Below are 13,398 nucleotides of genomic sequence, written 5' to 3'. Positions count from 1 at the left end.
TCTTGCACCCTCTTGCATCTGCGTTTCGGTTGATGCTTTTATTATACGCAGCGCGGCTTTTCCGTCAATGCCGAAAACCGCCAAACCTTACACGGATTTGACCTCTGTTTTGGTTCAATTTGTATCTTTATGCGTTATTTGCAGAATATATTCATATTTTATGCATTTGCGCAGTATATATTCGGGGCACATGCAGCCTGTCCGGAGGCATGTGCGGACTACAGCACACGGAAAGAATTCACACCGCAAAAACAAAACGCCCGGGACCCTTTTGTGAGCCGTCTGGCCCTGAAAGAGTTCCGGGTTTCGTTTTGTCTTTATGCGCCGGAAAAGGGCCCGCCCGCCGCGCTCCATGCGCGGCACAGCAGCTCTTTTTGCGCCTTGGGCAGCTTTTTGAGCGCAGCTTCCCGCCGCAGGGCGCTGCGCTTGTCCGCACAGCGCTCCACGTAGGCAAAGGCCGCTGCACCTCTGGCCCGGGTGTAGCGGGCCCCTCTGCCGCTTTTGTGGGCCTGCAGGCGGGCGACAGGGTCGGTGGTCCAGCCGGTGTACAGCTGGCCGCCGGTACACCGCACCATATACACAAAGGCGGGCTTTGGCCGGGCGCACGGCTCAGATGCGGCCATTGTTCTTTAACACCTGACGGCAGGCGGCAAGGGCAGTTTCCTTATCCTTGGCGGTGATGAGGAAGCGGCTGGCGTGGCAGAAGCTGATGCCCGGGATGCCGCTCTTCTGCTCAATGACCTCCTGCGGCTGACCGGCCCAGCTCTGGGGGAAGGGGAGCTTGGGGCGCTTGGTCTTGTGGTCGGTGACGCACTGGGCGCTCCAGCCGCCGCGCTGGCTGGGGTAGACCACGAACAGCGCATCCGTTTTGTACAGGCCGTTCTTCCACGGCAGGTAGCAGGGCAGCACCACGATGCCGTCCCGGGAGTTCTGATAGGCCTGCTGCACCTTTTCGTCGGCGCGGTTCACGGCGTTGGCGCTGGCGATCTGGTTTTCCAAGATCTGCTTTGCCACGGCCACCGCCTTGAAAAAGCAGGTGTCCTGATCCTCTTTGGAGTCCCACACCGGGTTAAAAAAGCCAATGGCATCGCACAGGCTGTTCTGCTCGCCGGTGTTATCGTTGAGGTCCAGCGGCTGGATGAAGTTCTCGTCAATGAGCCGGGCCTGACGCTCGCCCACAAGGCCGGGGCCGAGCACCCGCCACAGCAGGCCGAAGGCCGCATAGGGCACGCCATTGGGGCGGCACTCCCGCGGCTCCTGATGGTGGTCGAACATCCCAAAGCCCACATCGTACACGATGCCGTCAAAACCGTCCGGCACCACAAAGCCGCGGGTGATCTTGATATCCGGGCGCAAAATTTGCAGCAGGGCAGTGGCAAACACATCGTCGGCGTGGAACTTGCCGGCGTGGGTAAAGCCGTTTGCAGGAATTTTCATAGATGTACCTCGTTCCCAATAAAATCTCTGGCAACAGTATACCACACTTTGCCAAAAGGGACAACGAAAAGCCCCGGCTGTCGGGGGACAGCCGGGGCAAAACATCTTGTTATTTTTTTGAGAAAAGTGCTTTAACCTTTAAGATACTTAACAAACCATGCAAAGTCTTTCGTCGTTACATCCTTGCCATTGCTGTCTTCGACTTTCACTTCAGTAACCTTGTGGGTAGTCTGGTCAAACTCGATAGTAACTTTATACTTGTTGCCACTTTCATCGACCAGAATCGGTTTACCTTCCGCATCTTTCTCCATCGTATAAGCCTTATAGCCGTTCACCTGACACAGGTTGTTAGAGTTACCGATTCGGATGGTTTGGTACACCGTAGTCTCAGAGGTGCCATCCTTTCGCTGAAAAAACTGATATTTCGGCATGCCATTATCGCCAAAGCAAGTGGTCTGTTCGGAACCGTTTCCATCTGTATAGGTTTCTGCGTAATATTCTTTGCCGCCGACCTTTACAGTAGTGCTGTACATTTCGTTCGGCAACTTTTCCTCTTTAGAAAAGTCCATGGGCGGATCGTTCCGAATACTTTTCAATGCAGTCTTAGCATCCTCAAACAGCAGGTAACTTGCATACTTGCCATCGTTTGTCTTTTCTGCGAACACCGCATGCTCTTGGGTCTTGCTGTTTTCAGTAAAGGCAGTTTTCATGTAAACATCGGTGCCTTTGCGGGCCAAAATCATCTGTCCTTCGCTCGTTTTTGTTTTATTGGCATCATAATCGGCCATAGTAGCCAGGACATAGAACTCGTTCGAATTGTAGATCTTCTTCGAGGACTGTGCATACTGACTCTTTGTCACATCCGGGATTTTTGTCTTCTCGGGCTGAGTCGTAGTGCCGCCAGTCTCACCGCCCTGATCCGGGTCCGTTGTATCCGGACCGGGAACCGGTTCAACGATTTCAGTGTCGCCACCATTACCGCCATTCCCGCCATTGCCACCGTTGCCGCCGCCTGCGCCACCGCCGCAAGCGGTCATCATGGAAACAGCCATTGCTGCCGCCAGCAGAACGGCGGCTGCTTTTTTGTACAATCTCATAATACAAGCCTCCTGTTTTTTGTTCCGAAGCACCCCAAAAATATGCTTCGCACCCACATCTTACCCCCCCCCCGGGCATCTTGTCAACCAATCTGAAAAATTTTGTCATTTTGCCCGGAACAGATGACCATTTTTTAGCAATATAACAACAGCCCCGGGACGGGCACGCCATTCCGGGGCTGAAGATTATTGGTTGTAAATTATATTCTTGTTTTACTCGCCCTGCATAAGCCACTTGAACTGGTCTGTAACGACATTGCCGTTTCCATCCTTAACGGTCAGGCCATTGGGGACGCCTTCCACGACAGTGATCGTATACTGCTTGCCTGCTTCATCTGCCAGCACGATCGTTGCCGTATTGCCGGATTGAGAAGTGCTGACGTACTTATAGACCTTATAGCCGTCTTTCGGCCACTGGCACAGGCCGTTGGTGGTGTACTGGATGGTCTTATACTCGGTGACGTAATACTGCACACCGTCTGAATCCGGATGCGCATATTCAATCATCGTATACTTCGGCATACTGCCCTGATAGCAGATAGTGTACTTGGTTCCATAGGAATCCGTAAAGGTCTCAGCGTCATAGGGCTGGCCGTTCACTTTTACAACAGTCTTGTACATCTGATAGGGCAGAGCATCTGCACTAAAGCCAATATCATCCCACAGCTGGCCTTCATTATAGGCTCCCTGCTCGCCCACTGCAACCTTCGACTTTTCATACAAGGCGTACAACCACTCTGTATTGTTCTCGACCGTTCCGAATACCACACTCGGAACCGAGGATGTGCTGCCGACAGACCTCATTTTCAAATAGATGTCATTTCTATCCGCTGCAAGAATATAATTTATTCCAGATTTATATGCTTTGTTCGCATCATATTCCACAGTGGTGTATTCCATGTACAGACCGGTGGACTGATGATTCTTCACATTCTGAACAAAAGCTGCATACTGGCTTCCGCTGAAGCTTGCGATCGGCGTACCCAAAGTGCCGGACCCGCCACCCTCACTTTCGGAACCAGTGCCAACATTTTCAAACTTGTCCGGTGCAGGCACAGCCACGGATGTGCTTCCGCCATTGTTTCCGCTGCCGCCGCCATTGCCGCCGGTGGAACCACCGCCACCGCCGCAAGCGGTCATCATGGAAACGGCCATTGCTGCCGCCAGCAGGACAGCGGCTGCTTTTTTGTACAATCTCATAATACAAGCCTCCTGTTTTTTGTGCCGAAGCACCCCAAAAATATGCTTCACACCCACATCTTACCCCCCCCCCGGCATCTTGTCAACCAATCTGAAAAAATTTGTCATTTCGCTCAGAACGGGTGACCATTTTTTTGCAATATAACAACAGCCCCGGGGCGGCAGATGCCGTTCCGGGGCTGTTTGAGCGTATTCTTACTTTTTCTTTGTGGTGCGTGCCTTTTTAGCGGCAGGAGCGGCGGGCTTTTCCGCCGGGGTGGTCTCCGGCTCGCCCAGAGCCAGAATGCTGCTCAGTTCCTTCTGTACAGCGGCGTTGTTGTCGTCGGTGGTGGCCAGCACGTCGGCGTAGAACTGCTCCATGCCCTCGCGGGTGGAGAAGGTGGCAACGTACATCTGGTTGCCCATGGCACCGCTCAGGGCATCCGGGATGCGGTCCACCATGCGCATGTTCTGCTGGTACTTCTGCATGATCTGCTCGTGGCTGTACACAAAGTGCTTGCCGTCGCGGCGGCCTGCAAACGGGCAGTAGAAGTGCTCGCCCACCGGCATATCAGTGCCGCCAAAGGCGATCATGTCCGCCCAGATCTTGTAGACGTTGGTGGAGCGGGCAAAGTTGATCATATCCGGGGTGAAGCCGCCGCAGGGGCGCATGTTGACTTCCAGTGCCACGATCTGGCCCTTTTGGCCCATGCTGGCCTGATCCTCGGTCATGCGGAAGAACTCAAAGTGGATGAAGCGGCTCCGGACGCCAAAGCTCTTGACGACGGCACGGCCTGCGGCGCGGGTGTCCTCGGGCAGGTCCTTGATGATGTAATAGATGGAGTTGTCGTTGTCGTTGACGATATCCATGATGGACATGGGGCTCACGTTGCCGGCCTCAAAGATGGGGTTGCCGTTGGCATCGATGATGGCATCGTAGCTGTTCACCTCGGCCCGGACGAACTCTTCCATGATGTACTCCACATCCGGGTGATGGGCCGTCTTCTGCACGAGGAACTTTTTCAGGTCCTCGTCGCTGGACAGCTTGTGGGTATCGGATGCGCCCACGCCGTTGTCGGGCTTTACCACCACCGGGTAGCCCACCTCGTCGATGAACTTCCGGCAGCCCTCGTAATCGTCCACCATGTGGTAGCGTGCGGTGGCGATGCCGGCCTTCTGGTAATACTCCTTCATCTTGCTCTTGTACTTGATGCGGGGCATATCGGCGGTCTGGAAGCCGGAGGTGATGTGGAAATCGGTGCGCAGGGCTGCGTCCCGCTCCAGCCAGTATTCATTGTTGGACTCCAGCCAGTCGATGCGGCCATACTTGAAGGCAAAGAAGGCCACGGCGCGGTAGACCTCGTCGTAGTTTTCCAGACTGCCCACCTTGTAGTACTCGTTCAGGCTGTCCTTCAGCTCCGGCTTCAGCTCATCGTAGGGCTGGTCGCCGATGCCCAGCACGTTCATGCCGTTGTTTTTCAGCTCACGGCAGAACTGCCAGTAATTGGTGGGGAAGTTGGGCGAAATAAAAATAAAATTCTGCATGGTTTTATGATTCCTCTTTCCTCTATGAACCTCTATCAAGGCGGCCTCGCCCTCTCCGTCCGCTCGCAAAGCTCGCGTCCACCTCGTTCCCCTTTCTGTCGCTTGCGCGACATCTTCCCCCAACCGGGGGAAATCTGTCAAAGGGAGAGGCCTTGGCAGTACGGCAATGCCTTTTGGTTTTGCCAAAGGCTCCCCCTTTGGGGGAGCTGTCACCGAAGGTGACTGAGAGGGCGAGCCATTTTACTCGCCCAGAATATACGGCATGTAATATGCAGTCTGCTTATACCACCAGTTCCAGTCGTGGTTCACATCGTGGCCCCACAGGTCTACCCAGATGGGGATGTTCTTGGCCTCGAAGATGCGCTTGAGGAACCATGTGGTGTCCGGCTGCTCCCAGTCGCCCTGACCGCAGCAGATGACCGCCTTCTGGCTGCGGAACAGCTGCATGTAGGGGTGATCCTCCGGGAAGTTCTTCATGTAGTCCACGGGCGAGTTCATGTACACCAGCTCGTCCATATAATTGCCGAAGCCATAGTGGGCCGTGTAGATGCCGCTGAGGGCCAGACAGCCGCAGAACACATCCGGGCGGCGCAGGTACAGGTTGACCGCATGGGTGGCACCCAGACTGCAGCCAAAGGCAATGACACCGGGCAGGTCGTCCCAGCCGTTGCGCTCCTTGGCCAGATACTGGATCTTGGGCACAGCCTCCTCCACGATATAGCGCAGCCACTGCTCATAGCGGCGGATGCGCCAATAGGGGTCGCCCTGCGTGTCGGACCAGGTCTCCTTGTCCATGGTATCAATGGAGATCACCATGATCTTACCAGCATCGATCCATGGGGCAAGGGTATCGTTCATGTGGAAGTTCTCAAAATCGAAGAAGTGGCCATCCTGACAGGGGATGTACAGCATCGGGCGGCCTGCGTGGCCGTAAATTTTGCACTCCATGTCGCGGCCCAGCGCCGGGCTGTAGTCCTTAAAATACTGCATTTCCATGGTGTTTCCTCCTTTTAGGGTTTACTCCTCCACCTCATACATCAGAGTATGGAACATAAAGGGCAGCTGTTTTTCCCAACTGGCTTCGCTGTGGGTGCCGCCGGGCACGATGCGGCTGGTAAGGTGGATGCCCCGGGTCATGACCTTTGCACACATCTCTGCAAAGCCGCGGCGCATCCCGTCGTGGTTGCCCATCTCGCGGGAGCCGTAGTCCATGTACAGCACGGTGCCCGGCTCCAGCTTTGCGCGGCCCACAAGGCCGGAAAGCTTTTCCGGCGACACCCAGATGGACGGCGACAGCGCCGCCGCACGGCTGAAAGTGTCGTTGTGCTGCAAAAGGGCGTACAGGCTCATCAGGCCGCCCATGCTGCTGCCGCCGATGAAGGTGTGCTCCCGGTCGGGCAGAGTGCGGAAGCTGCGGTCGATGAAGGGCTTGAACCGGTGGATATACCAGCTCATGGTGGCCTGACCCTTGCCGTCGAAGTGGCCGAACTGCGGGTCGTCGAACCGGTAGGGCGAATACTCCACCAGCCGTTCGTTGTTGGCTCCGGCGTTGCACTCCACCGCCGCCACGATCAGCGGGGTGTCGGTGTAGTCCAGATAATCGGCCACGCCCCAGCTTTTGCCAAAGGTGGCATCCTCGTCAAAAAAGACGTTCTGGCCGTCGAACATATACAGCACCGGATACCGGCGGTCAGGGTCAGCTTCATACATCGTGGGCAGATAAACATATACTCTGCGCTGCTCGGTGCCGTTGACAGCAGGGTAGCTCACGCTCCATTTTTTGACCATGGGTCCATTCCTCTCAATCTTTCCCGCACGCCTGCCGCAATGCAGGCCGCTGTTCTGTTTTCAGTTTAGCACTGCAGGGCACAGAAAGCAATTGCGCCGGGAAATTTTGGAGTTTTGACGGAAGGCGTTTTCCGATATACGGCAAACGCCGCCGAGCGGAGGCCTGGCGGCGTTTGCTGCTATTCTGAATAAAAAGGTTCTCTCCGGAGAATCGGGATCAGTTCTTTTTCTCAACAGGCACGATCCAGCCCTTGGTATCGGGGATCTTGCCCCACTGCATACCGGTCATGGTGTCGTACAGCTTCTGGGTGACAGGGCCGATCTTGCCGTCGCCGATGTAGGCGTGCTCGCCCTTCCAGACCAGCTCCTTGACGGGGGAGACGACAGCGGCGGTACCGGTGCCGAACACCTCTTCCAGCTTGCCTTCGCGGGCAGCAGCCATGATGTCGGCAATGGCGATCTTGCCCTCGACGACCTCATAGCCCCAGTCCTTCAGCAGCTCGATGCAGCTGCGGCGGGTAACGCCGGGCAGAACGGTGCCGACGGTAGCAGCGGTGTACACCTTGCCGTCGATCTTGAACATGATGTTCATGCTGCCAACTTCCTCGACGTACTTCTTCTCCACGCCGTCCAGCCACAGCACCTGTGCGTAGCCCTGCTCCTCGGCCAGCTCACCGGCCTTGATGGAAGCAGCGTAGTTGCCGCCGCACTTGGTGAAGCCGGTCAGGCCGGGAGCGGCACGGATGTACTCGTCTTCCACATAGATGCGGACGGGGTTGATGCCCTCGGCATAGTAAGCGCCCGAGGGAGCGCAGATGATGCAGAAAATGTAGTGCTTGGAAGCGTGCACGCCCAGACCCACGTCGTTTGCAAAAATGAAGGGACGGATATACAGGGAAGCACCGTCGGAATGGGGCACCCAGTCACGGTCCACGTCCACCAGAGTTTCAACGGCCTGAATGTAGTCCTCCACAGGGATCTTGGGGATGCACAGACGGTCGGCGGAGTCCTGGAAACGCTTTGCGTTGCAGTCCGGGCGGAACAGCTGGACCGTATCATCGGCCGTGCGGTATGCCTTCATGCCCTCAAAGATCTCCTGCGCGTAGTGGAACACGACAGTAGCCGGGTCCAGTTCAAAGGGGCCGTAGGGGACGATGCGGGCATCGTGCCAGCCTTCGCCCTCGGTGTAATCCATCACGAACATATGGTCGGTGAACTTCTTGCCAAAACCCAGATTGCTCTCGTCAGGCTTTGCCTTCGGAGCAGTGGTACGGGTGATCTTGATATCCAACATGATTTATTTTCCCTCTTTCCTGATCTCGGGCGCAGCGAGTGAAAATGCGCCCGCAAACACCGAATGTTGTTTTCTATTATAATAATATGAATGTGATTTACAAGGAAACGAAAAATCTTTCATCTTTGGACAGGTTAAGTTGCGCTAAATTGCCTGCTTTTCCATGTGCAAACTGCCCAAAATATGATACAATGAGGGCATAAGCCGGATCTTACAGGCTCAGAAAGGAGCTTTTGCACAATGATAAAAGGTGTTATTTTTGATATGGACGGGCTGATGTTCGACACCGAGCGCATCTGGGCCACCCTGTGGAAGCCCGCACTGGCCACACTGGGCCTTTCTTATAAGGAAGGGCTGGACTCTGCCGCGCGCGGCTCGGCAGGCGATTCCATGCGGGCCGTGCTGCGCCGCTTCTACGGCCCGGACTGCGATACCGATGCCATCATGGATGCCCTGCACGCGCAGGCGGAGACGGCCTTTCAGGCACCGCCGCCCAAAAAGCCGGGTCTGGATGAACTGATCGCGTATCTGGAAGCGCAGCACATTCCCATGGTGGTGGCTTCCTCCAGCCGGATGGCATCCATCCTGCGGCACCTCAACAACTGGAACATGACCAGCCACTTCAAGGCCCTTATTTCCGGCGAGCAGTTCTCTGCGTCCAAGCCCGACCCGGAGATCTTCCTCACCGCGGCCAAGGCGCTGGGCACCATCCCGGCTGAAACGCTGGTGCTGGAGGACAGCTACAACGGCGTGCGCGCCGGTGCGCGGGGCGGCTTTGTCACCGTGATGGTGCCGGACCTTGCCCCCGCCGACGACGAGATGCGCCGTCTGTACACCGCCGAGTGCAAAGACCTGCGCGAGGTGAAAAAGATGCTGGAGGAGGGGAAGATTCTTTCCGAAGCCTGAAATATACAGTTGGTCTTTTACATTTTCACGCTAAGAAAAAGGGCACTGATTGCAATGCAATACAGCGCCCTACATAATCGGACATGGATAACACCCACCGTGCAAAAATCGTGCAGAAACCGTGCACTCGTGGCTTACAAAACAAAAAAGCCATGAAATCTTTCGGTTACAGCTTCCACGGTAGACATTCCTACGGGTTGGGACCCGCAGGCTAAGCAAAGCCGCACTGTGGCTTTGCTTGCGGCGCTGTGCGCCGCCGCCTTGTTCGAGCCCCTTCCATCGTGCAGACAAAAAGAAAAACCAGTACACAACGTGTACTGGTTTTTCTTGGTGCGAGTAGTGATACAGCACTTTTTGAAAACCATCGTAGTACAATTTGTTTTTGAGGTCATCGGATAGCAACTTGCTTGTATCGCACCCCGATGGGCGGCTGTATTGAAAAAACAGTTGCCTTTTATATACCACACAACCTAAAAATTATCAAGTACGCGCAGCGTTCACTTCTCCCATCACCGGGAGCAAATGAACGCTGCTTTTTTGTTTACAACGAAAGGAGGTATCCGTGAAATGGCAGTTTTTCGGCTAGAAAAGAACAGCGGCTACACGGTCATGTCGAATCATCACCTGCGGAACAGGAACTTATCCCTGAAAGCCAAGGGCTTGCTCTCCCAAATGCCCTCCCTGCCGGAAGATTGGGACTACACCCTGCAAGGGCTGGCCCGTATCAACCGGGAAAGCATAGACGCGATACGGCAGGCCATCCGGGAACTGGAACAGGCAGGATACATCCAGCGTTCCAGAGAACGGGACGAGAAAGGGCGGTTGCGTGGTGCAGACTATGTGATCTTCGAGCTGCCGCAGCCTGTTCCTGCATCGGTTTCACCTGCATTGGAAAATCCAACGTTGGAGAATCCCACGCAGGAAAACCCTACGTTGGAAAATCCAATGCAATTAAATAAAGATAAACTAATTACAGAAAAACAAAAGAAAGAGAGATTAAATACCGATTCCATTCCTATCCATTCCCCAAACCCCTTGCCTTTGGACGAGGACGAGGCAGCGGCCCCGCCGCCGGAACGGACGGAAAACCGAAAGGAAGCGGCCTATCAAATCTACCGGGACCTGATTTTGGAGAACATCGAGTATGACACCCTCATCCAGAATCCCCGGATAGACCGGGAGCAACTGGACGAGATCGTGGACATCCTGCTGGAAACCGTCTGCACCAACCGCAAGTCCATCCGGGTGGCCGGGGACGATTACCCGGCAGAGTTGGTCAAGGCCAAGTTCCTGAAACTGGACAGCCATCACATCGAGTTCGTCATGGACTGCCTGCGGGATAACACCACCAAAGTCCGTAACATCAAGCAATACCTGCGGGCCATGCTTTTTAACGCGCCCAGCACCATCAACAGCTACTATGCGTCCCTTGTGGCGCACGATATGGCGCAGCCTGATTGGGGCCGCCCGCCCAACAACTGACCGAAAGGAGTACCCATCCATGAGAACACTTTACCTGCGGCGGCTGGTGGTTCCACCCTAGCTGCCGCTCTGAATTTTCTGCAACAAGGAGGGATTCATATTGCAGGAAGAAGTCACCCAGAAAACCATTGCCCTGTCCATGAAAACGGGCAAGCTCACCGCCCAAGCCCTGCAAGCTGCGTTGAAAAAATACTTGCAGCACCGGGCCAAGGGACCAAAGCTGCACCACGGCAAGCAAAGCCTGAAACAGCTGAAAGCCCACGGCGCGGCCCTGACCAACATTGAAGTCACAGAGGCGAACATCGGGGCGTTCAAGCCCTGCGCCAAGAAGTACGGCGTGGACTTTACCTTACGCAAGGATAAAACCACCCAGCCGCCCCATTACATCGTGATCTTCAAGGCCAAGGATGCGGACAATCTGGAACAGGCGTTCCGGGAGTTCACCGCCAAAACACTCTCCAAGGAGCAGCGGCCCTCCATCCGCAAGGTGCTGGCAGTAGCCAAGCAGAAAGCCGCCCAGCAGCCGAAACGTGCGAAGGAAAAAATCAAGCAAAGGGGACTGGAACGATGAAGCCTGAACTGAAAAAACTGCTGGTGCTGAATCTGCCGTATCTGCTGTTCGTGTACCTGTTCGCCAAATGCGGGCAGGCGTACCGTCTGGCGGCGGGCGCGGATGCTTCGGCAAAGCTGCTGCACCTGACGGGCGGCATCTCTGTCGCCTTTGCAAGCCCGCTGCCCAGCCTGCATCCGTTTGACATGTGCGTGGGCGTTGCCGGGGCGGTGGCTGTCCGGCTCATCGTGTACAGCAAGGGCAAAAACGCCAAGAAATACCGCAAGGGTGAAGAATACGGCTCTGCCCGATGGGGCACGGCCAAAGACATTGCCCCGTACATCGACCCCAAGTTTGAAAACAACATCCTGCTGACCCAGACCGAACGCCTGACCATGACTGGGCGGCCCAAAGACCCCAAGACGGCCCGGAACAAGAATGTGCTGGTGATCGGCGGCTCCGGCAGCGGCAAGACCCGCTTCTATGTGAAGCCCAACCTCATGCAATGTTTCCCCACTTCCGACTATCCCACCTCATTCGTGGTCACTGACCCGAAAGGTACTCTGGTTCTCGAAACAGGCCAAATGTTCCAGCGGGCAGGCTACCGAGTGAAAATCCTGAACACGATAAACTTTTCCAAGTCCATGAAGTACAACCCCTTTGTCTACATCCACTCGGAAAAGGATGTGCTGAAGCTGGTGAATACCCTTATCGCCAACACCAAGGGCGAGGGTGAAAAATCAGCAGAAGATTTTTGGGTGAAGTCGGAACGGCTGTTCTACACCGCGCTTATCGGCTACATCTGGTATGAGGCCCCGGCAGAAGAAATGAACTTCACCACTCTGCTGGAAATGATAAATGCCAGTGAATCCCGCGAGGACGACCCGGAGTTTCAAAGCCCAGTGGACCTCATGTTTGAACGGCTGGAACAGAAAGACCCTGACCACTTCGCCGTCCGGCAGTACAAAAAGTTTTTGCTGTCGGCCGGCAAGACCCGTTCCTCCATCCTGATAAGCTGTGGTGCCCGTTTAGCCCCATTTGACATCCGGGAAGTGCGGGAACTGATGGAGGATGATGAAATGGAGCTGGACACCATCGGGGATGAAAAGACGGTGCTGTTTTTGATTATGAGCGACACGGACACCACCTTCAACTTCATTCTTGCCATGCTCCAAAGCCAGCTTATCAACCTGCTGTGTGACCGTGCGGATGATAAATACGGTGGCCGACTGCCTGTCCATGTACGGCTGATTCTGGACGAGTTCGCCAACATCGGGCAGATTCCCAACTTCGACAAGATGATCGCCACCATCCGCAGCCGGGAAATCTCGGCATCCATCATTTTGCAGAGCCAGTCGCAGCTGAAAGCCATCTACAAAGATGCGGCCGAAATCATTTCAGACAACTGCGATTCTGTTCTCTTTTTGAGTGGGCGGGGCAAGAATGCCAAAGAAATCTCCGAAGCGCTGGGGAAAGAGACCATCGACAGTTTCAACACCAGCGAGAACCGGGGTTCTCAAACCTCCCACGGACTGAACTATCAAAAATTAGGAAAGGCGTTGATGTCAGAGGACGAAATTGCAATCATGGACGGCGGCAGGTGCATCTTGCAACTGCGTGGCGTGAGACCGTTCTTCTCGGAGAAGTTCGACATCACCAAGCACCCGCACTACAAGTACCTTGCAGACGCGGACAAGAAAAACACCTTTGATGTGGACAGGTTCTTATCCACCCTGCGCCGGAAGCGGCAGCAGGTAGTCGCACAGGACGAAAGTTTTGACCTGTACGAAATCGACCTGTCGGATGAAAATGCAGCCGAATAATTTTATTTTTGAGTGCCGCAGAACAAGCGGCAGAAAGTGAGGACCTTATGGAATTTTTCAACAGCGCAGTCGATACTTTGCAGACAATCGTGGTCGGTCTGGGCGGTGCCCTGTGTGTCTGGGGCGGCATCAACCTGTTGGAGGGCTACGGACAGGATAACCCCGGCAGCAAGAGCCAGGGCGTGAAGCAGCTGGTCGCGGGCGGCGGCGTTGCCCTGATCGGCGTGACCCTTGTCCCGCTGCTGTCCGGGCTGCTGGGCTAAGCCCTGCATCGCTGCCCACAATTTTCCGAACAAC

13 protein-coding genes are annotated in these 13,398 nt (G+C 55.2%); 5 read left to right on the top strand and 8 right to left on the bottom strand.

Annotation, left to right across the window (positions count from 1 at the left end; all coding sequences use genetic code 11):
• Positions 1 to 317 precede the first annotated feature (317 nt).
• From DWV57_RS03255 to DWV57_RS03220, 8 genes are all read right to left on the bottom strand, one after another.
• On the bottom strand, positions 318 to 623 hold the full coding sequence (locus DWV57_RS03255) for a GIY-YIG nuclease family protein (protein WP_120019946.1): 306 nt from the start codon (positions 621 to 623) through the stop codon (positions 318 to 320).
• On the bottom strand, positions 610 to 1,437 hold the full coding sequence (locus DWV57_RS03250; protein WP_120019945.1) for an MYG1 family protein: 828 nt from the start codon (positions 1,435 to 1,437) through the stop codon (positions 610 to 612). Before DWV57_RS03250 ends, DWV57_RS03255 begins: the two co-directional genes overlap by 14 nt.
• 131 nt (positions 1,438 to 1,568) lie before the next feature.
• Positions 1,569 to 2,534 (bottom strand): hypothetical protein, encoded by a 966-nt coding sequence (locus DWV57_RS03245; RefSeq protein ID WP_120019944.1) that lies wholly within the window; start codon positions 2,532 to 2,534, stop codon positions 1,569 to 1,571.
• A 213-nt stretch (positions 2,535 to 2,747) separates the two neighbouring features.
• Positions 2,748 to 3,734 carry a hypothetical protein gene (locus DWV57_RS03240; protein ID WP_120019943.1) on the bottom strand — a complete coding sequence of 329 codons (987 nt, stop codon included), beginning with the start codon at positions 3,732 to 3,734 and terminating at the stop codon, positions 2,748 to 2,750.
• A gap of 195 nt (positions 3,735 to 3,929) precedes the next feature.
• Positions 3,930 to 5,258, bottom strand: coding sequence for an ATP-grasp domain-containing protein (locus DWV57_RS03235; RefSeq protein ID WP_120019942.1), 1,329 nt, complete (start codon positions 5,256 to 5,258; stop codon positions 3,930 to 3,932).
• A gap of 240 nt (positions 5,259 to 5,498) precedes the next feature.
• On the bottom strand, positions 5,499 to 6,254 hold the full coding sequence (locus DWV57_RS03230; protein ID WP_120019941.1) for an alpha/beta hydrolase-fold protein: 756 nt from the start codon (positions 6,252 to 6,254) through the stop codon (positions 5,499 to 5,501).
• Positions 6,255 to 6,275: 21 nt separating this feature from the next.
• On the bottom strand, positions 6,276 to 7,046 hold the full coding sequence (locus DWV57_RS03225; protein WP_120019940.1) for an alpha/beta hydrolase-fold protein: 771 nt from the start codon (positions 7,044 to 7,046) through the stop codon (positions 6,276 to 6,278).
• Positions 7,047 to 7,263: 217 nt separating this feature from the next.
• Entirely contained in the window at positions 7,264 to 8,340 is a 1,077-nt protein-coding gene (locus tag DWV57_RS03220) for a branched-chain amino acid aminotransferase (RefSeq protein ID WP_097776827.1), read from the bottom strand.
• A gap of 240 nt (positions 8,341 to 8,580) precedes the next feature.
• Here DWV57_RS03220 and DWV57_RS03215 point away from each other — a divergent pair, with 240 nt between their 5' ends.
• The 5 genes from DWV57_RS03215 (at position 8,581) to DWV57_RS03195 (ending at position 13,364) form a co-directional block, all read left to right on the top strand.
• Entirely contained in the window at positions 8,581 to 9,246 is a 666-nt protein-coding gene (locus DWV57_RS03215; RefSeq protein ID WP_120019939.1) for an HAD family phosphatase, read from the top strand.
• 567 nt (positions 9,247 to 9,813) lie between these two features.
• A complete protein-coding gene (locus tag DWV57_RS03210; protein WP_120019938.1) occupies positions 9,814 to 10,728 on the top strand; it encodes a DUF6017 domain-containing protein in 915 nt (304 codons plus the stop codon).
• A 100-nt stretch (positions 10,729 to 10,828) separates the two neighbouring features.
• The gene (locus DWV57_RS03205) at positions 10,829 to 11,299 is read left to right on the top strand and encodes a PcfB family protein (protein ID WP_120019937.1); all 471 of its coding nucleotides are present in this window, start codon (positions 10,829 to 10,831) and stop codon (positions 11,297 to 11,299) included.
• Positions 11,296 to 13,101: a VirD4-like conjugal transfer protein, CD1115 family gene (locus tag DWV57_RS03200; RefSeq protein ID WP_120019936.1), complete on the top strand. Its 1,806-nt coding sequence runs from the start codon at positions 11,296 to 11,298 to the stop codon at positions 13,099 to 13,101. Before DWV57_RS03205 ends, DWV57_RS03200 begins: the two co-directional genes overlap by 4 nt.
• 47 nt (positions 13,102 to 13,148) lie before the next feature.
• Positions 13,149 to 13,364, top strand: coding sequence for a Maff2 family mobile element protein (locus DWV57_RS03195; protein WP_005922889.1), 216 nt, complete (start codon positions 13,149 to 13,151; stop codon positions 13,362 to 13,364).
• Positions 13,365 to 13,398: the final 34 nt, after the last annotated feature.

The organism is Faecalibacterium sp. AF10-46, from assembly GCF_003604105.1.
In the GTDB taxonomy this organism is placed as follows: Bacteria; Bacillota; Clostridia; order Oscillospirales; family Ruminococcaceae; genus Faecalibacterium; species Faecalibacterium taiwanense.
The sequence above is the reverse complement of the archived record's forward strand: the minus strand, read 5'-3'. Positions and strand labels throughout refer to the sequence as shown.